The sequence below is a fragment of the Vibrio sp. 14G-20 genome (genome assembly GCF_026241515.1).
Lineage (GTDB): Bacteria > Pseudomonadota > Gammaproteobacteria > Enterobacterales > Vibrionaceae > Vibrio.
Map to the genome: position 1 here is coordinate 62,866 of NZ_JAPHPW010000014.1, position 19,176 is coordinate 82,041.

Genomic DNA, 19,176 nt, shown 5'->3' on the forward strand with positions numbered 1-19,176 from the left:
AACAAAAAAGGTTGACGATATTCGTCAACCTTTCTTATTTGTAGATACTTGATAACTAATTCAGAAAGCCTTCTTTCTTTTCGTATCTCGTATCTCGTATCTCGTATCTCGTATCTCGTATCTCGTATCTTTAGAAATTAAAGCTTACGCAAACCTGTGAGTGCTCTCTCTAGCCTTTTTTCCATTGGCGCCGAGATATCCATCTTCTCTTCACTACCCGGATGGGTAAACTTGATATTGGCTGCATGTAAGAACAGACGATTCAGTCCTACTTTACCCGTATAAGCATCGAAACGACGATCACCGTAGCGATCATCCCAAGCAATAGGGTGACCAGTATATTGAGCGTGCACACGAATTTGGTGTGTACGACCTGTAATTGGGCTAGCTTGAATCAACGTCGCCTCTTGGAATTTCTCCAAAACCTTAAAGCGGGTTTCAGAGGCTTTACCATTTGGGTTAACTCGTACAATGCTATTCACTTCATTTTTTAACAAAGGCGCGTTGACGACTTTACAGCTGTTCTTCCATTCGCCCATGACTAAAGCAAAGTAGTATTTTTGAACCGTTTTCTCACGGAACTGTGCTTGAAGGTGTCTTAGCGCCGAGCGCTTCTTAGCAACAAGCAAAATGCCTGACGTGTCTCTATCGATACGGTGCACTAACTCTAGAAAACGAGCATCAGGTCGAAGAGCACGCAATGCTTCGATTGCGCCAAACTTCAGCCCACTACCACCATGAACCGCAGTGCCCGACGGCTTGTTCAAAATCAGCATATGATCATCTTCATAAATGATGCACTGTTCTAATTCTGAAACCTTGTTGAGTTTAGTGCTTGGTACGTTCTCTTCTGTTTTCTCTTCGATAGTAACCGGAGGGATACGAACTAAATCGCCAGCTTTTAGTTTGTACTCAGCCTTGATGCGCTTTTTGTTTACGCGGACTTCGCCTTTACGCACGATTCTGTAAATCATGCTTTTCGGGATGTTTTTTAATTGGTTGCGTAAGAAGTTATCAATACGCTGACCAGCCATATCTTCGTCAATGTCGACGAATTGGACTTGGGTTCTAATTTCGCTCATTACACTATTGTATCACTGTCACTTTTGATAATTGATATTTTCTTAGCCCTATTCCGAACTTATTTATCCCTAATCCTTACCGATTTAGCCCAAAATGGTCATTGAAGTTCTATATTTCTTTGATTCTTCGAACAAAAAAGCACCAAGATTCCTGCAAATTAAAATATCAATTGATAAATTATTTATAGACAGTGAGTTAGAGCTATCAAAACCCAAACAAAAACTGTTTTTTTTACAGCATTCCGACAAAGCAGATTGCTGTGTTTACCGACCGCTGCTATAGTTCACAGCTGCTATTAGTGGTTTGACTATTATTTAAACAGCTAACCATTCATAAGCAAGTAAATGAGTAGATAACTCAGATTAGACAGTGCTGCAATCGGCGTAAGACACGGTCAACTGAGTTCCTTATCGCTCTACTCACGTACGCTCATGTTGAGTATTCACCGCCACATCGCGGATCATAGGCTAACTCCCTATGATGACTGACGTGCCCCAGAGCATCCCTCTCCAGCCGGGAGGCTGCACCGATAAAGCCATGGGATCTGGCACCATGAGAAACGAATAAAGCGATAAGAACAATGATGAAAATAAGAAAAGACAATGAGAATTTCTAAATGAAAAGAATGTTAATTAACGCAACTCAAAAAGAAGAGTTGCGTGTCGCTTTGGTTGATGGCCAGCGACTGTTCGATCTAGATATCGAAAGTCCAGGTCACGAGTCAAAGAAAGCGAATATCTACAAAGGACGTATTACCCGTATTGAACCAAGCCTAGAAGCGGCATTTGTTGATTACGGCGCAGAACGTCACGGTTTCCTCCCTCTTAAAGAAATTGCCCGCGAATACTTCCCTGAAGGTTATACATACCAAGGCCGCCCTAGCATTAAAGAAGTGCTAAGAGAAGGACAAGAAGTAATCGTACAAGTTGAGAAAGAAGAACGTGGTAGCAAAGGCGCTGCACTGACAACTTTCATCTCTTTGGCGGGTAGTTACTTAGTTCTTATGCCTAATAACCCTCGTGCTGGCGGTATTTCTCGTCGTATCGAAGGTGATGAACGCACTCAACTGAAAGCAGCATTAAGCACTCTTGAGCTACCTCAAGGCATGGGCTTAATCGTGCGTACAGCAGGTGTTGGCAAAAGTGCAGAAGAGCTAGAGTGGGACTTAAACGTTCTATTGAATCACTGGGGCGCTATCAAGCAAGCTTCTGATTCAAATGCAGCTCCTTTCCTTATTCACCAAGAAAGTAACGTTATCGTTCGCGCGATTCGTGACTATTTACGTCGTGATATTGGCGAGATTCTGATCGACAGCAACACTATTTTTGAACGTGCACAAGCGCACATTCAATTAATACGCCCAGATTTCATGAATCGCGTTAAGAAATACGATGGTGAAGTGCCACTATTCAGCCATTACCAGATTGAAAGCCAGATTGAATCTGCTTTCCAACGTGAAGTTCGTCTTCCATCTGGTGGCTCTATCGTAATCGACCCAACAGAAGCTCTGACTTCTATCGATATCAACTCTGCTCGTGCAACAAAGGGCGGTGATATTGAAGAGACAGCACTTAACACTAACTTAGAAGCAGCCGATGAAATTGCACGTCAATTACGTCTACGTGATCTAGGTGGTCTTGTTGTTATCGACTTTATCGATATGACTCCAGTTCGCCACCAACGCGAAGTAGAAAGCCGTCTACGTGATGCTGTTCGTTTAGATCGTGCACGTGTTCAGATTGGTCGTATTTCTCGCTTTGGTCTTCTAGAGATGTCTCGTCAACGTTTGAGCCCATCACTAGCAGAAGCAAGCCACCACATTTGTCCTCGTTGTACAGGTACTGGTGTTGTTCGTGATAACGAATCGCTAGCACTATCTGTTCTACGTCTGATCGAAGAAGAAGCACTAAAAGACAACACAGCGCAAGTTCTTGCTGTAGTGCCTGTTCCTATCGCTTCTTACCTATTGAACGAGAAACGTCGCTCAGTAAACCACATCGAGAAGAACCAAGAAGTGAAGATCACTGTTGTTCCTAACTCTGACATGGAAACGCCGCATTTTGAGGTTATCCGTGTACGTGAAGGTGAAGAGTTCGATCTACTGTCTTACCTACTGCCTAGCAAGCTAGAAGCTCTAAAAGAAGCTGAAAGCAAAGAACCAGCAGAACAGACTATTCGTCCTAAGAAGATCGAAGAGCCGGCTCTGAAAGGTTTCGCGGCTCCAGCTCAATCAGCACCGACTCCTGCTCCAGCCCCTAAAGCTGTTGAAGAGAAGAAAGTTGAACCAGCTGCTGCAACGCAAGAACCAGGTTTAATTGGTCGTTTCTTCAAAGCTATCGGTAGCTTCTTATTCGGATCTTCAACTCAAAAAGAGAAGAAAGAAGAAGAGAAGAAAGAAGAAGAGAAGCCTAAGAACAACCGCAACAACGGCAACCGTCAACGCCGTGATCGTAACGACAACCGCCGTCGTAACCAACGTGGTGAGCGCGGTGAACGTAATGAGCGCAGCGAGCGTGGTGACAATCGTAACGAAAACCGTGACAACAAACGCCGTCGTAAGCCTGTACGTGATGAGAAGCCTGAAGAGCAAAAAGAAGCAGCTCCACAGCAAACTCGTCAGCCTCGCAAGCCTAAGCAAGATCGTCGCAACAAGCCACGTGAAGAGCAGAAGCAACAAGACGACCAAGCTCCATCTAAATTAGCAGAAGAAGGCCTACAGCTAGCGGCAGAAGCACAAGCTGGTAAACCGGAAGCGCCTAAGGCTAAGCCTGAAGCGAAAGCGGCTAAGATTAAAGAGCGTCGCCAGCGTCGTAAGCTAAACAAGCAAGTTCGTGTTAAAGACCAACAAGCTCAAGCTGAAGACAACGCTTCGAAAGAACTATCTGTTTCAAAAGAACAGTCAGTAGCTCAAGAGCAGAAAGTTGCGGAACAAGTAGAAGCAACTCAAGCGAATACAGAGCAAACTGAACAGGAAGAGCCGAAACAACGTCGTAACCGTCGTTCTCCACGTCACCTACGTGCAAGTGGGCAACGTCGTCGTCGCGGTCGTGATCGTCGCCCTAACCCATTCCGCCTTCGTAAAGGTGGAGTAGCTTCTCCTGAGATGGCTATGGGTAAAGTGATGCCTCGCTTCATTCCAAAACCTCACCACAAGCAGACAAAACCTGAAGTGGCTGAAGTTCAAGTAGCAGCTAAAACTCAAACACCTGTTCAAGAACAGAATGTTACTTTAGAGACGGCACCACAAAGCAACGTAGCTATGGCTGGCGGATTTGCATGTCCAGAGCTTGCTATGGGTAAAGTTATCATTCGTCGTGAAGATGCTGTTATTGCTGAAGAAGTGGCTACTGAAGCTCCTGCAATCGTTGAAGAAGCACCAGTGGTCGTTGAGGCTGCGAAAGTTGAAGCTCCAGTGATTATAGAAGCGACGAAAGTTGAAGCGCCTGTTGTAACAAAAGCTGTGCAAGCAGAAACAACACCAGTTGTTGAAGCTGAAGCGCCTAAAGCTGAAAGTGCAAAAGTTGAAGAAGCCCCTGTTGTAAAAGCAGAAGCTCCTAAAGCGGCACCAAAGGCAGCTGTTGCTAAGAAGCAAGCCGGTTCACCAATGACTAAAGCTCCTGGTCCTCAAGAGATCAAGGAGATTGAAGTGATTGCAGCTCCGTTCCGCACTGAACGCTTTGTATCGAAAGGTGCAGGCAGTCAGGCAGCGTCGAACAAAGCTGGCGCGGCGATGACTAAGCCAAACTACTAGTGATTACTGATAGATAATCGCAAGTAAATAGAATCAAAGGCTGCTTATTAAAGCAGCCTTTTTCATATCTACTAATCGAATAAAAATTAACAGATATATTACTCAAAGTTAGGTTCAACCTTGAACTTAATCACATTTTTGGGTAGCATTCGCGCACTTATCTTTTCGACACTTCGCTATTGCCGCTCTTTTCCATCACTGTTTGGCTACGCAATACACCTGTGTCGGTAAATCCATCTTAAGCATAGCTGAGCAAACATGTTCGAATTCCCAAAATTTTCAAAGCACTCTGTAAAGAATGACGTGCTTTCAGGTCTTACAGTAGCCCTAGCTCTGGTACCTGAAGCCGTAGCATTCGCCTTTGTTGCAGGCGTTGACCCAATGGTTGGTCTTTACGCAGCATTCATCGTAGGTTTAATCACTTCTGTCTTTGGCGGCCGTCCAGGTATGATTTCTGGCGCAACTGGCGCAATGGCCGTTGTAATGGTGAGCCTAGTGGCAACTCATGGCGTTCAATACCTATTCGCAGCCGTTATGCTGGCTGGCCTTCTTCAAATTGCAGCAGGTGTATTTAAACTAGGTAAATTTATCCGTATCGTTCCACACCCAGTAATGATTGGTTTCGTGAACGGTTTAGCAATTGTTATCTTCCTAGCTCAGCTTGGTCAATTTAAAGCGCCAGACGTAACAGGTGCGTTAACTTGGTTACCAAGCGGTCAAATGACACTAATGCTGGGTCTAGTAGCCCTTACAATGGCTATCATCCACTTTCTACCTAAGCTAACAACAGCAGTACCATCTTCATTGGTTGCTATTGTTACAGTAACGGCTTTGGTTGTGGGTCTTGACCTTGAAACTCGCACTGTTGTCGACTTCCTACGTACCATGTCTGGTGACGAAGCTGCTACGCTAGCAGGCTCTCTACCAACCTTCTCTATTCCTGCTGTTCCGTTTTCTTTCGAAACACTACAAATCATCCTGCCATACGCAATTATCCTTGCAGCTATCGGCCTGATTGAGTCTCTGCTGACACTGACAGTACTAGACGAAATGACAAACACTCGTGGTCAATCTAACCGCGAATGTGTTGGTCAAGGTATGGCTAACGTAACGTGTTCTGTATTCGGTGCGATGGGTGGTTGTGCGATGATCGGTCAATCGATGATCAACGTAAACTCAGGTGGTCGTGGCCGTCTTTCAGGTATCGTAGCCGCAGTTGCACTACTGATGTTCATCCTGTTCGGTTCTGCACTGATTGAAATGATTCCTCTAGCAGCACTTGTGGGCGTAATGTTCATGGTTGTTATCGGCACATTTGAATGGGCAACCTTCAAGCTTGCGCGTCGCGTTCCTAAGCAAGACTTCTTCGTTATCGTTCTTGTTACCGTAGTAACCGTACTGACTGACCTTGCTGTAGCTGTAGGTGTTGGTGTTGTAGCTTCAGCGCTAATGTTCGCTTGGCAACATGCTAAACACATCTACGCAGATACATCAGTAAACGCTGAAGGCTCTAAAGAATACAAAGTTAACGGCCCAATCTTCTTTGGTTCAACCGCTAACTTCCTAGAGTTGTTTGACGCATACAACGATCCACAAGATGTAATCGTTGATTTCGCAAACTCACGCGTGACTGACCACTCTGCAATTGAAGCGATCGACACGATTGCTGACCGCTACGCGGCACTGGGTAAAACACTTCACCTTCGCCACTTAAGCCAAGACTGTGTTGCTATGCTGCACAAAGCTGGGAGCTTAGTTGAAGCGAACGTTGCAGAAGACCCTATCTACAAAGTAATGTCTAAGTAATATTAGACATCACTTATCGTTAGATTTAGAAAGGCCGACTTTGAATGTCGGCCTTTTTTATATCTGTCGTTTTATATCTATTGCGGAAACACGGAACATAGCTTCGGCGTTAAATAGAGCGCAATATCGCTTCGCTAGACTCTTCAATTAAATCCAACACCAACTCAAAACCATTCCCTTCGCCATAATATGGATCGGGTATCTCTTGATACTGCGACTCTCCAAAACTCAAAAACAGCGCAATCTTGTATTGTAGATGAGCCGGGCATTGGCTCATTAAGTCATCTAAATTCGCCTTATCTGCCGCGAGTATTAGATCAAACTCTTCAAAGTCATTCATCACGACTTTACGAGACGTGATACCTTTGAAGCTGTAACCACGTTTCTCACCTGCTGACTTTGAACGAGAGTCTGGTGGGTTACCTTGATGAAAGCCAATCGTCCCTGCAGAATCTACAATTACATCTAGTTCTAGTTGATTAGCTTTCTTCCTCAATACTGCTTCACCTGTTGGCGAGCGACATATATTACCCATGCAAACAACGAGTATCTTCTTCATTCGTAATCACCTGTTCTTCCGATGGTTTTTGCTATGGTTAAGTTAGGCTATGATAGGTGCAATCACAACTTAAAAGGATTTGTTATGTCGACTGAAGACAACAAAGAGCAACGCCATAAAGCAAGGCAACAGAAAGTAAAAGAACAAGTCGATGCACGTATCGCAGCCGCGCAAGAAGTGAAAGGCCTGTTGTTGGTTATCACTGGTAACGGTAAAGGTAAATCAACATCAGGGTTTGGCACCATTACTCGTGCTGTAGGTCACGGTAAGAAATGTGCGGTCGCTCAGTTTGTGAAAGGAACTTGGGATAACGGCGAAAAGAGCGTTCTCCAAAAGTTGGATGTTGAATTCCAAGTCATGGGAACCGGTTTTACATGGGAAACTCAAGACAAAACAAAAGATATTGAAGCCGCACAACGTATCTGGAAAGAATGTCAGCGTATGCTGGCTGATGTATCCATTGATGTGATTCTGTTTGATGAGCTGACTTATATGGTGAGTTACGGCTACATCGAGCTAGATGAAGTGGTAGAGGCTCTCAACAACCGCCCGAAAATGCAATCTGTGATCATTACCGGTCGTGGTGCGCATCGAACTCTGACAGAAATGGCGGACACGGTATCTGAAGTTCGTAACGTGAAGCACGCTTTCGAATCCGGTGTTAAAGCACTGCAAGGTGTCGACTGGTAATCGCGTTCAACTAGAGATCCCCGACTCGGTCATTCTTCCCTCTCGAGGATGACGACTCTTCAGTGTTACTCCCCTAAATAAAGGACGAGCACCGATCGTCATTATTCCCTAGAACGAGGGGCGAGTGTCATAGGTAATCTCTCGAAAGTATTGTAAGCATCCAAACAAAAGCGCCATCCCTACAGTAGGAATGGCGCTTCTTTTATAAGCGAGTCAGATAAAAATTAGTTAAAGAAACCTTTCAATAAACCATCAACCGCTTCTTTAGTCTTCTCGTCTTTGATCTTATCCGTTAGCTTATTCACTCCACGGTCGATCTCTTTCTGTGCTTTTTGTTTCAACACGTCATCAAAAACGAGCGCAAATTTCGGATCAGCCCACTGGCCTGTCACCTTAATAGGTATCGTCACATCTTTCAGGTCATCGATGTTCTTACCACCCTGACCTTCTAATGAACCAACAATTGACGTTCTGACTAAGAAGTCGACCGTTTCATTGATGAAGTTTGCTTTACCTTGGCCAGTAACACGTAACAGTGGCGACTGTGCCGTTAAGTCGTTCGTTGAAACCCAACCTTTGTCTACTTTCAGTGTTGCTTTCATTGCACTGAAATCAGTTTTTTGAGCCTCATCTTTGCTTTCGACTTTTTCGCCTTTGATCTTAGCGTAGTTTTCTCGAATCAGCTGAGCGACATTAATACCGTTAACCGCACCATCTTCGAAATTAATCGCAATCGTACCAACTAAGTTCTGTTTGATTCCTGTTGGTGTCAAGCTTTTACCTTTGACGTCAACATCGATATTACCAGTACCTTCTAGCATATCGTTTTCAGCGACATCAACCAGTAACGGCTGAACTTTCACACCTTTGATTTTCTTCTTAGCGGTGTAAGTCGCCGGTGTATTACGTGCATCTAATCGAGCTGTTGCAGAGATAGACCCATCGTAGAGATTCGATGTAAATGAGGTTAGCTCCGCGATACCACGATTAACAGAAAATGCTGTTTTAACATTCTGCATCTTCGCGTTGTTCGCTTTGAACTTATCAATCGTGATGTCACCTTTCACGTCTAACGTTTTCAGAGCCGAAAGATCCGGTTCTACTTCTTTCGCTGGAGTCGAGCTGCCAGCATTTGACGTTGAGCCACCAGCAGAATCTGAAGGCGCATTACTCGCAGTTTCTGTTGAGTTACCTAAACCTAAGAATTCATCTAAATCAATGTTAGGGCTGTGAAGAGAAAAACGAACTTTGGGTATTTCAGATAACGTTACGTCGGCTTTACCATCTAACGCAATAGAGTTAGCTTGCAGCTTCTCTAACACAAAGCTCAAGTGGCTCTTAGTTAGATCAAAGCTTAGGTCAGACAACATATCCACTTTCATTGGTGATTGTGGAAGCGCATCGCCTTTGAGTGTTGAATCTAACGTCAGCTTATTCAATTTGACTTTTGAAATCGCACTATCTACCGTTAGTTCACCGCCACCTTTAAGATCAAGGTCAAGGCCTGCGGCGTTACCAACTACAGCATAAGTAAGTTGGTTTACCTTATCGAACTCAAACGTGTTCAAACCAATTTTTGCAGATTCAATCGACGTCGCAGGATCATTGAACTTAGCGTTTAGGTCGATATTACGAAGTGCGTAACTTGCGAAGCCTTCAGCTAACTTGAACTCTGCGCTACCTTCCGCAGAGAACTTCTGTTGATTATTCTCACCAGAAGCCGCAAACGTCGCGGTTGTCCATGTATCAACGGCAAACTCAGAAAGATTCAAAGACACATCGTATAGCTTAGTGAATGAACCCGCTTGCTTGTCGTCCATTTCAAACAATGCGTTTGATACAGTTACGCCTGCAAGGTTGATCGTCCAACCCGATGCGTCTGTGGTAGTTTGCTCTTGAGGTGCAGGCGCGGATTCAGAACTTGTGTCTGCTGCAGGCTCAGATTCTTGAGGCGCTGACGCTTGCGTTAGTGCATCAATGTTCTTGCGACCATCTTTAAGCGTTTCTAAATAGAATTCTGCACCATCTAGAGTAATGTTGCCGATCTCTAGTTGGTTGCTAAATAGCGGAGTAACCGAAACATCAACGCCAACGGTATCAACCTTAAATAGGTTTGGTTGGGTGAACCCTTCAGGGTTACGTAATTCAGTTTGACCAAGTTCAAAGCCAATGGATGGGAAAAATTGCCAGCTGATATCACCCTCGATCACGAGCTCTAGGCCGGTGTGTTTTTGGGCTTGTTCGACAATTAATGGCTTAAATTGGTTGGGATTCACTAACAGCACTAGTGCCAGAATTGCTGCAACGACAACAAACACTGGTACAGCTATGAAAATGAGTAGTTTCTTCATCCGCATATTCCTTGCTTAGATTCCAAAAGAAAGTGGCACTATAAAAGTGCCACTGATTCGGTAAAAAATAAAGCTAAGTGAGTCACTTAGGCAAAATTTTATTCGATTAAGACTTCAACAACTTCGCAATGTGCGCTTTTAGCACATCAATCGCAATACGGTTTTTACCACCACGAGGAACGATGATGTCTGCATGTTGTTTTGAAGGCTCGATAAACTGCATGAACATTGGACGTACTGTTTCTTGGTATTGCTTAAGTACAGTGTCCATTGTACGACCACGCTCTTCTACATCACGCTTAACACGGCGTAGTAGACAGATGTCTAATGGTGTATCCATAAACACACTTGCGTGCATTAGTTTACGAAGACGCGGGTCTGTTAGAAGCAGAATACCCTCTAAAATGATCACTTTCTTTGGAGTAAGTGTAGTCGTTTCAGAAGTACGTGTGTGCTCTGTGTAGCTGTATTCAGGAACTTCTACGGCGTTGCCACTCATTAGCTGCTGTAGATGTTCACATAAAAGATCATGATCTAGTGCATTTGGGTGATCGTAGTTAGTTTTAACACGCTCTTCCATACTCAAGTGGCTTTGGTCGCTGTAATAGCAATCTTCCGTGATAACACCAATTTGATGGTCGCCTACTTTTTCGCGCAATTCATTATAAATTGTACTAGCAATCAGACTTTTTCCTGAAGCTGAAGCGCCAGCGATACCTACGATGACACATTGATTATTATCAGACATTAATTTTGCACCCGATATGGTTTGGTGGTGGGAAGAGATAAACCGCCTGATTATAGGGGCTAAAGCACATAGATTCTAGTCGCGATTTTAGCTAATTGCAGTCAAATTGATGATCTCAATACATTTACTTAAGACAATCGTTTGCTTTCAAATAACTTGCCTACAACTATTTGCACAACCCCAATGGCTATCAGCCTAAATCCAAGCGTTGTTTATCTAATCCAACATGATTAATACAACTTTTTGATTATCTTTCGCTATTCAACCAAAGAAAAGTTAATTGCCTCTGGTCTCGCCTTACCGGTCCAAAACATCTTCGCAGCCACATTCTCAGCAAGCTCTAAGTAGTGACGTGTATGTTCACTATCTGGACGACGAATCACCGTCGGGCAACCTGCATCGATGTCTTCTCGCACATCAATATGAAGAGGGATCTGTGCCAAAATATCGAGGTAAAACTCTTCTGACATGGCTTCAGCACCACCAGCACCAAAGATATGCTCTTTCTCACCACAGTGACTACAAATATGATAGCTCATGTTTTCAACTAAGCCTGCCACTGGCACGCTTACCTTATCGAACATTGCTACACCTTTACGCGCATCCGCTAATGCCAAATCTTGAGGAGTGGTCACCACTACTGCGCCCGTCACTGGGATCTGTTGCGACAACGTCAGCTGAATATCACCGGTGCCCGGTGGCATGTCGATAACAAGGTAATCCAACTCTGGCCATACAGTTTCATTAACTAGCTGCCCCAAAGCCTTCGCTGCCATAGGGCCACGCCAGATTGCCGCATCATCTTTCGACACAAGATAGCCAATAGAGTGAGTGAAAATGCCATGTGCTTCGATTGGCATCATCCATTTGTTGTTCTGTACTTCTGGTTTCGCGTCTAGTTGGCCGAGCATCATAGGTACTGATGGACCGTAGATATCCGCATCCAACAAACCCACTTTTGAACCTGACTTAGATAACGCGAGCGCAAGGTTTACTGAAGTCGTTGATTTACCCACCCCACCCTTTGCCGACGTCACAGCGATAATATTCTTAACACCCTTCAATGGCGTCGCGACAGTGGTTTCCAGCGCAGACGGCTTCACGTTTACTTCAAACTGAAAAGCGCTAACAAGCTGTTGTTCAATCTGAGAGAGGATCCACTGTTCCAATTCAACCGCAAGCTGATTAGCAGCAAAAGGTAAGGTGATAACAAATGATCCACGCGGATCAACCGATACAATATTTTGGTGTAGCGCCCACTCTGGGATGAGGATTGGTGACTCGAACTCATTCAACCATGAACAGAAATCTTGCTTAGAAGTAAAGTTACGCATTGGGGCTCCTTTTTTTATTTATGCTATCACCCACGAGATGAAGACTGAACCCCTAAAAAACTAGGGGAATCCTTTGTCTGATACCTTGGCGTATCACACGTTATAAAGTAGTATTACCTCTCAAATTTATACCTATCAAAAAAGCGAATTATTAAGTATGGCAACTGATCCAAGACAACTTTTGGTAACTTGTGCGCTTCCGTACGCTAACGGCTCTATTCACCTTGGCCATATGCTTGAGCATATCCAAGCTGATATCTGGGTTCGATACCAGCGTCTACGTGGCAACACTGTAAACTTCATCTGTGCTGACGATGCTCACGGCACGCCAATTATGCTTAAAGCTCAACAGATGGGTATCACGCCAGAAGAGATGATCGCTGCTGTTAGTGAAGAGCACCAAAAAGACTTCGCTGGCTTTGATATCAGCTTTGATAACTACCACAGCACACACAGCGAAGAGAACCGTGAACTAGCTTCTCACATCTACCTAGAACTTAAAAAGAACGGCTTCATTTCTAGCCGTACTATTTCTCAGCTTTTCGATCCTGAGAAAGAGATGTTCCTACCAGACCGTTTCGTAAAAGGTACTTGCCCTAAGTGTAAGTCAGAAGACCAGTATGGTGATAACTGTGATAACTGTGGTGAGACATACAGCCCAACTGAGCTAATTAACCCTAAATCAGCGGTTTCTGGCGCAACTCCAGTAATGAAAGACTCTGAGCACTTCTTCTTCGACCTACCTCAGTTCGAAAGCATGCTTAAAGAGTGGACTCGTTCTGGCTCTCTACAGAATGAAACTGCAAACAAAATGCAGGAATGGTTTGAGTCTGGTCTGCAACAGTGGGATATCTCACGTGATGCACCTTACTTTGGCTTTGAAATCCCAGGCGAAAAAGACAAGTTCTTCTACGTATGGCTAGACGCACCTGTTGGCTACATGGCTTCTTTCAAGAACCTATGTGACAAGCGTGACGATCTAAACTTCGATGAATACTGGAAGAAAGACAGCACAACTGAGCTTTACCACTTCATCGGTAAAGACATCGTTTACTTCCACAGCCTATTCTGGCCAGCAATGCTAGACGGCGCAGGCTTCCGTAAGCCAAACAACGTATTCGTACACGGCTATGTAACAGTGAACGGTGCGAAGATGTCTAAGTCGAAAGGCACATTCATCAAAGCAAGCACGTACCTAAACCACCTAGACCCTGAGTGTCTACGTTACTACTACGCTGCGAAACTAAACAGCCGCATCGATGACTTAGATCTTAACCTTGAAGACTTCACTCAACGTGTAAACGCTGACGTAGTAAACAAGATTGTTAACCTAGCTTCTCGTAACGCTGGCTTCATTACTAAGCGTTTTGAAGGCAAGCTAGCTGCTGAATTTGCAGAGCCTGAGCTATACAACGAATTCGTTGCTGCTGCTGAGCGTATCGGTCAGCTATACGAAACTCGTGAATTCAGCCGTGCTATCCGTGAAATCACGGCACTAGCGGATAAAGCTAACCAATACATCGACGAAAAAGCACCTTGGGTTCTTGCAAAAGAAGAAGGCAAAGAAGCTGAGCTTCAACAAGTTTCTTCTGTAGGTATTAACCTATTCCGTGTACTGATGGCTTACCTGAAACCAGTAATGCCAGAGCTTGCAGCTCGCACTGAAGCTTTCCTAAACGAAGAACTAACGTGGGAAGCGATTGCGACTCCGCTAACTGATCACGAGATCACTAAGTTCAAAGCGCTATTCAACCGTATTGATCCTAAGAAAGTGGAAGCAATGGTTGAGTCTTCTAAAGAAGATGCAGCCGCTGAAGCAGCAGCGAAAGAAAAAGCAGAAGCTGAAAAAGAGCAAGCAAGCCAAACTGAGCTAGACAAAGAGCCAATCGCAGACGAGATTGAGTTCGATACGTTTGCAGCAGTAGACATGCGTATTGCTCGTATCATCTCTTGTGAAGAAGTACCAAAAGCGAACAAACTACTGAAGTTCCAACTGGACATCGGTGGTGAGACTCGCCAAGTATTCTCTGGCATCAAATCAGCATACAAACCTGAAGAGCTAGAAGGCAAGCTAACTGTAATGGTAGCAAACCTAAAACCTCGTAAGATGAAGTTTGGTATGTCTGAAGGCATGATCCTAGCAGCGGGCCCTGGCGGCAGCGACCTATGGATCCTTGAGCCACACGAAGGTGCTCAACCTGGTATGCGTGTAATGTAATTCTGACTCCAGTCAGATAACAAGCACCCATCACTAAATCCCTAATGCATTTTTGACTTGAAAGAGTTAATCAGCATTGGGGATTTTTTATATCTACCGAAAATTAGCGTTCTCTGTTAGAGTCGCCGTCAACTATGCTATGTAGAGTAGAAATTGGTTCGTCGACAAAAATAGGCGAAACCAACACCTCTTTACTCTAAAACCCTTTTTAGGAATCCCCAGTGACTAACAACGAAATCTTGCGTCGTATTCAACACGCTCTAAACCTTAAAAATGCACAAATCATCAAAGCTATCGAACAAGCTGATGTGACCGTTGCTCATGACCAAGTGATTAACTGGCTAAAAAACGACAACGACAAGTCATGCTCTAAGATGAAAGATAAAGAGTTAGCGGTATTCCTAAATGGTTTTATCAACCTTAAGCGTGGTAAAAAAGAAGGCGAGCAACCTAAACCTGAAGTTGCACTGACTAACAACATGATCTTCATGAAGCTTCGTATCGCATTAAACATGAAAGCAGAAGATGTTTTGGACGTACTAGAAGTGGTTGGCATTAGCTTGAGCAAGTACGAAATCGGCGCTTACTTCCGCAAGCCAGAAAACAAAAACTACAAAGTGTGTGAAGACCAACTACTTTGCGATTTTCTAAACGGTGTGCAATTTACCAACCGTCCAGACTCAGAAGAGTTTGTGGGTTAAGTTGCTACTCCTAGATAAACTCCTAGTCATAGATAAATTACTACTCGTAGGTAAATGAATACCCCACTGGTAATTTTCTAGCTACGACAGATAAATAAAAAGCGGCGAGATAATTGAATTATCTCGCCGCTTTTTCGTTTTCTTTACATCACTGACTAAACAGGAGCAACAATAGTAAACCTATGGCTTAGCTGTCGTCTTCAGTGAAGTTCGTTGGCAATGTCGTTTTCATTTCATTCCAAACTTGTGCACTTGCGATACCGTAGTTACGAATCACTAATGGCAAAGTTTCGCGCTCGCCACTTTCACAGATAATGAACAACTCTTTATAAAAGTCCATCGCTAAACGTCGTGCTTCTGGGTTAGAGAAGTAGTAGCTACCGATACGGTCATACAGTTTACGCACACCGTTAAAGATCAGGCCGTAAATCTGGTTGCCTGAGTGGAATGCCAAACGTTGGAAAAGCATATAATCATAGAAGTTGAAAGTCTTCGCGATTAAGATCGTCTGACGTTTCGCTTCATCTTTTTCTGAATCTTCTTTTACCGCTTGTTTGATCTTGTCAGCGTATGGCGACGATTCTAGGAACTCATCCCAAGTTGGTGCCGCAAGTAGCGCTTCACAAGATTCAATCACGTTACTGATAGTACGCTCTGAAGCTTCTTTGTTTGCTTTGAATGCATAACGCATAAAGATCGGGCTGATATTAGTACGAGCAGCAAGCAGGTCTTCTACCATTTTGCTTGCGTTATCAACGTCCAACGTCATTAGCGTATCAAGGATATGAAGACCTGAGGTTTCCATAAACTGGTTAACTTTAGTTGGTTTGCCATGTTGGATTGTCAACCAACCATCACGAGCAAGACGTTGTAGTACTTCACGAAGCGTAGTACGTGTAACACCAATCAGCTCAGAAAGCTCACGCTCTGCGGGCAAGATAGAACCTGGAGGGAAACGGCCATTCCAAATACTTTCAATGATATACTTTTCTGCAAATCCTGCCGGGCTCTTAGCCTTAATGACCATCTACACTTCAATCCAATTTAATTATTCTACTCTAATTTACTCATCATACCACTAGTTCACACCTCGCGGAAACACCCTCAAAAATTTTACTCACCTAAAACACCAATAGAGTTAAAACTCTAAAGTTAAGCACACGTTTGCACCTTAGGTTTGTATAACAAGCGACTCTAAACCACTATTTCAACAAACCGTTAACACAATAAATTCACTTTAAAATCAATGAGATTGGTCATATTTTTAAAGCTATTAATTTGCAATATTAAGTTGTAATAATCATATATAAACCGTCGTTATTCTGTCATTTTCAATCATTTCGCTGAAATATTGATTCTAGTCGGTTTTTATCACATTTTAAGTGGTATGCTTGCGCTACTTTGATCGCGTTTCTCAACAAAAAAGAGGTATTTTTAGTACAGCAGGGCTTTTCCTGTTGACTAAATGTTATCTAAGAGTAGAGTTGCGCTCAAAAATTAGCAGTGCTTGAGTTTCTAAGGGAGTGACTTGGCAAGACCACAGAACATTACATGGAATGTAGTTTTTCTAAGTCACTGTTAGTTATATATTTTAACAAATACATAACTCGATTCTCAAATGTTGTATTGCTTGTCTATTCATAATCAACATAAAAGAGTATTAACATGCCGATGTCTCTCGGAAACGCTTTTATCAAGAACTTCCTTGGTAAAGCTCCTGATTGGTATAAACTTGCCATCATTTCCTTTTTAATCATCAACCCGTTTGTTTTCTTCCTAGTTGACCCATTTGTTGCGGGCTGGCTATTAGTGGTTGAGTTTATTTTCACGCTAGCTATGGCGCTAAAATGCTACCCTCTTCAACCTGGTGGTTTATTAGCAATTCAAGCAGTCGCCATTGGTATGACCAAACCTGAAATGGTTTATCACGAGCTACAAGCAAACCTCCCAGTATTACTCTTATTGGTGTTCATGGTTGCTGGTATCTACTTCATGAAAGAACTGCTTCTGTTCATTTTCACGAAGATACTGCTCGGCATCCAGTCAAAAATTTTACTCTCTATTGCGTTCTGTGTCGCAGCGGCCTTCTTATCTGCCTTCCTAGATGCCCTGACAGTAATCGCGGTCGTTATTAGCGTTGCGGTTGGCTTCTACTCTATCTACCACAAGGTCGCATCAGGCAAGGGCACGACGTCTGCGCACGATCATACTCATGATGAAGAGATCTCCGAGCTAACTCGTGATGACCTAGAAAACTACCGAGCTTTCCTACGTTCACTGCTAATGCACGCTGGTGTGGGTACAGCACTGGGTGGTGTAATGACCATGGTAGGTGAACCACAAAACTTAGTCATTGCTAAGCAAGCAGGTTGGGAGTTCGGTGAATTTATCATCCGTATGCTGCCAGTAACACTGCCTGTTTTCTTCTGCGGTATTTTAACTTGTGCACTTGTCGAGAAATTCAAAGTGTTTGGTTACGGTGCTGAGTTACCAATGAATGTTCGCCAAATCTTAGTTGAATTTGACAACAAAGAACGTGCAAACCGTACAAAGCAAGACGTAGCAAAGTTATGGGTTCAGAGTGCAATCGCAGTTTGGCTGATTGTTGGCCTTGCGCTTCACGTCGCTGAAGTGGGTTTGATTGGCCTTTCAGTGATCATCTTAGCAACAGCGTTTACTGGTGTAATTGAAGAGCACTCGATGGGTAAAGCCTTTGAAGAAGCTCTGCCATTTACCGCACTTCTTGCCGTCTTTTTCGCGGTTGTTGCTGTAATCATCGACCAAGCTCTATTTAAGCCAGTAATCGATGCTGTACTTCACGTTGAAGATAAAGGTGCGCAGCTCGCACTCTTCTATGTTGCCAACGGTATTCTATCGATGGTTTCAGATAACGTATTCGTAGGTACGGTTTACATCAACGAAGTGAAAACGGCACTGGTTGAAGGCATCATCACTCGTGACCAATTCGACCTACTTGCTGTAGCTATCAACACAGGTACTAACCTACCTTCTGTTGCTACGCCAAATGGCCAGGCTGCATTCCTATTCCTATTAACATCAGCACTTGCTCCGTTAATTCGACTGTCTTATGGCCGCATGGTTATCATGGCGTTGCCATACACCATCGTATTAGCACTGGTTGGCCTTGCAGGTATTGTGTTCTTCGTAGAACCGATGACAGCATGGTTCTATGATGCAGGTTGGATCATTCAGCGTACTGGTGAAGCTGTTGCTCCAGTTATCTCTGGCGGTCATTAAGCTAAACACTGTGTCGCAAACCATAAAATGTGTAACTCACTAATCAAAAATATTAGTTGATTAGGAAACTTATCCAAGATAAAAAGCTCTGAGTAATCAGGGCTTTTTTATTTTATAGACAGGATTCAATTCGTGAACTTTTTAGCAATGATCAAAGACTTCTCTAAGGGACGTTTATCTTGGCTTTTACTGCTGGCTTTTATTGTCTTTTTTGAAGCGTGCGCTCTCTTCTTCCAACACGTGATGATGCTTGGTCCTTGCGTGATGTGTATCTATGAACGCGTTGCTATGCTCGCTATCGGTGTCGCCGCAATGATTGGTGCTATTGCCCCGAATAACCCAATATCACGTTGGTTAGGCCTTGCTGGTTGGGGATTCGGCGCATACAAAGGTTTGATGCTTGCTTTGGAGCACGTCGATTACCAGTTCAATCCGTCTCCTTTTGCAACCTGCGACTTATTCGTCACCTTCCCTAGCTGGGCGCCTTTAAACCAATGGGCTCCGTGGATGTTTGAAGCTTACGGTGATTGCAGCAAAGTGGTGTGGCAGTTCTTCGACCTTTCGATGCCACAATGGCTGGTGATTATCTTCGCGGGTAACTTAGTTGCTTTCGGTTTTGTGGTGATTTCTCAATTTGTAAAGTCAAAGAATGACTAACAATTAGCTCATCATGTTCA

Annotated in this window: 13 protein-coding genes; 7 read left to right on the top strand and 6 right to left on the bottom strand. The window is 43.8% G+C overall.

What is annotated here, in order from left to right; translation table 11 throughout:
- Positions 1-137: 137 nt before the first annotated feature.
- A complete protein-coding gene (rluC, locus tag OQJ75_RS13940) occupies positions 138-1,082 on the bottom strand; it encodes a 23S rRNA pseudouridine(955/2504/2580) synthase RluC (RefSeq protein WP_248372176.1) in 945 nt (314 codons plus the stop codon).
- A gap of 617 nt (positions 1,083-1,699) precedes the next feature.
- Between rluC and rne the strand changes: the two genes are divergently transcribed.
- Together rne and OQJ75_RS13950 are read left to right on the top strand one after the other, a co-directional pair.
- Positions 1,700-4,834 carry a ribonuclease E gene (rne, locus tag OQJ75_RS13945; RefSeq protein ID WP_265973268.1) on the top strand — a complete coding sequence of 1,045 codons (3,135 nt, stop codon included), beginning with the start codon at positions 1,700-1,702 and terminating at the stop codon, positions 4,832-4,834.
- Between the two features lie 258 nt (positions 4,835-5,092).
- Positions 5,093-6,640, top strand: a complete 1,548-nt coding sequence (locus OQJ75_RS13950) for a SulP family inorganic anion transporter (protein WP_265973267.1) — start codon at positions 5,093-5,095, stop codon at positions 6,638-6,640.
- Positions 6,641-6,749: 109 nt separating this feature from the next.
- Here the strand turns inward: OQJ75_RS13950 and OQJ75_RS13955 are convergent, their stop codons facing one another.
- Positions 6,750-7,199, bottom strand: a complete 450-nt coding sequence (locus OQJ75_RS13955) for a low molecular weight protein-tyrosine-phosphatase (RefSeq protein ID WP_265973266.1) — start codon at positions 7,197-7,199, stop codon at positions 6,750-6,752.
- 84 nt (positions 7,200-7,283) lie between these two features.
- Here OQJ75_RS13955 and cobO point away from each other — a divergent pair, with 84 nt between their 5' ends.
- Positions 7,284-7,889: a cob(I)yrinic acid a,c-diamide adenosyltransferase gene (gene cobO / locus OQJ75_RS13960; RefSeq protein ID WP_265973265.1), complete on the top strand. Its 606-nt coding sequence runs from the start codon at positions 7,284-7,286 to the stop codon at positions 7,887-7,889.
- 224 nt (positions 7,890-8,113) lie between these two features.
- On the opposite strand, the gene OQJ75_RS13965 is transcribed toward cobO, so the two are convergent.
- The 3 genes from OQJ75_RS13965 to apbC all read right to left on the bottom strand — a co-directional run bounded on the left by OQJ75_RS13965 (position 8,114) and on the right by apbC (position 12,322).
- Positions 8,114-10,240, bottom strand: a complete 2,127-nt coding sequence (locus tag OQJ75_RS13965; RefSeq protein ID WP_265973263.1) for an AsmA family protein — start codon at positions 10,238-10,240, stop codon at positions 8,114-8,116.
- A 106-nt stretch (positions 10,241-10,346) separates the two neighbouring features.
- Positions 10,347-10,988, bottom strand: a complete 642-nt coding sequence (udk, locus tag OQJ75_RS13970; RefSeq protein ID WP_004734002.1) for a uridine kinase — start codon at positions 10,986-10,988, stop codon at positions 10,347-10,349.
- Positions 10,989-11,245: 257 nt separating this feature from the next.
- Positions 11,246-12,322 (bottom strand): iron-sulfur cluster carrier protein ApbC, encoded by a 1,077-nt coding sequence (gene apbC, locus OQJ75_RS13975; RefSeq protein WP_265973258.1) that lies wholly within the window; start codon positions 12,320-12,322, stop codon positions 11,246-11,248.
- 157 nt (positions 12,323-12,479) lie between these two features.
- Between apbC and metG the strand changes: the two genes are divergently transcribed.
- Together metG and OQJ75_RS13985 are read left to right on the top strand one after the other, a co-directional pair.
- On the top strand, positions 12,480-14,540 hold the full coding sequence (gene metG / locus OQJ75_RS13980; protein ID WP_265973257.1) for a methionine--tRNA ligase: 2,061 nt from the start codon (positions 12,480-12,482) through the stop codon (positions 14,538-14,540).
- A gap of 221 nt (positions 14,541-14,761) precedes the next feature.
- Entirely contained in the window at positions 14,762-15,241 is a 480-nt protein-coding gene (locus tag OQJ75_RS13985; protein WP_265973256.1) for a DUF1456 family protein, read from the top strand.
- A gap of 187 nt (positions 15,242-15,428) precedes the next feature.
- Here OQJ75_RS13985 and fadR read toward each other — a convergent pair whose 3' ends face one another.
- A complete protein-coding gene (fadR, locus tag OQJ75_RS13990) occupies positions 15,429-16,268 on the bottom strand; it encodes a fatty acid metabolism transcriptional regulator FadR (RefSeq protein ID WP_017062161.1) in 840 nt (279 codons plus the stop codon).
- 638 nt (positions 16,269-16,906) lie between these two features.
- On the opposite strand from fadR, the gene nhaB reads away from it, so the two are divergent.
- Both nhaB and dsbB read left to right on the top strand, forming a co-directional pair.
- A complete protein-coding gene (gene nhaB / locus OQJ75_RS13995; protein WP_248389782.1) occupies positions 16,907-18,499 on the top strand; it encodes a Na(+)/H(+) antiporter NhaB in 1,593 nt (530 codons plus the stop codon).
- 147 nt (positions 18,500-18,646) lie between these two features.
- The gene (gene dsbB / locus OQJ75_RS14000) at positions 18,647-19,156 is read left to right on the top strand and encodes a disulfide bond formation protein DsbB (protein WP_248374885.1); all 510 of its coding nucleotides are present in this window, start codon (positions 18,647-18,649) and stop codon (positions 19,154-19,156) included.
- Positions 19,157-19,176 lie beyond the last annotated feature (20 nt).

Bases quoted from the DNA above. Each gene is read 5' to 3' on its own strand.
- cobO (WP_265973265.1), top strand. From the start codon at position 7,284: ATGTCGACTGAAGACAACAAAGAGCAACGCCATAAAGCAAGGCAACAG.
- rne (WP_265973268.1), top strand. From the start codon at position 1,700: ATGAAAAGAATGTTAATTAACGCAACTCAAAAAGAAGAGTTGCGTGTC.
- nhaB (WP_248389782.1), top strand. From the start codon at position 16,907: ATGCCGATGTCTCTCGGAAACGCTTTTATCAAGAACTTCCTTGGTAAA.
- OQJ75_RS13955 (WP_265973266.1), bottom strand. From the start codon at position 7,199: ATGAAGAAGATACTCGTTGTTTGCATGGGTAATATATGTCGCTCGCCA.
- OQJ75_RS13965 (WP_265973263.1), bottom strand. From the start codon at position 10,240: ATGAAGAAACTACTCATTTTCATAGCTGTACCAGTGTTTGTTGTCGTT.
- metG (WP_265973257.1), top strand. From the start codon at position 12,480: ATGGCAACTGATCCAAGACAACTTTTGGTAACTTGTGCGCTTCCGTAC.
- udk (WP_004734002.1), bottom strand. From the start codon at position 10,988: ATGTCTGATAATAATCAATGTGTCATCGTAGGTATCGCTGGCGCTTCA.
- dsbB (WP_248374885.1), top strand. From the start codon at position 18,647: ATGATCAAAGACTTCTCTAAGGGACGTTTATCTTGGCTTTTACTGCTG.
- OQJ75_RS13950 (WP_265973267.1), top strand. From the start codon at position 5,093: ATGTTCGAATTCCCAAAATTTTCAAAGCACTCTGTAAAGAATGACGTG.
- apbC (WP_265973258.1), bottom strand. From the start codon at position 12,322: ATGCGTAACTTTACTTCTAAGCAAGATTTCTGTTCATGGTTGAATGAG.
- rluC (WP_248372176.1), bottom strand. From the start codon at position 1,082: ATGAGCGAAATTAGAACCCAAGTCCAATTCGTCGACATTGACGAAGAT.
- fadR (WP_017062161.1), bottom strand. From the start codon at position 16,268: ATGGTCATTAAGGCTAAGAGCCCGGCAGGATTTGCAGAAAAGTATATC.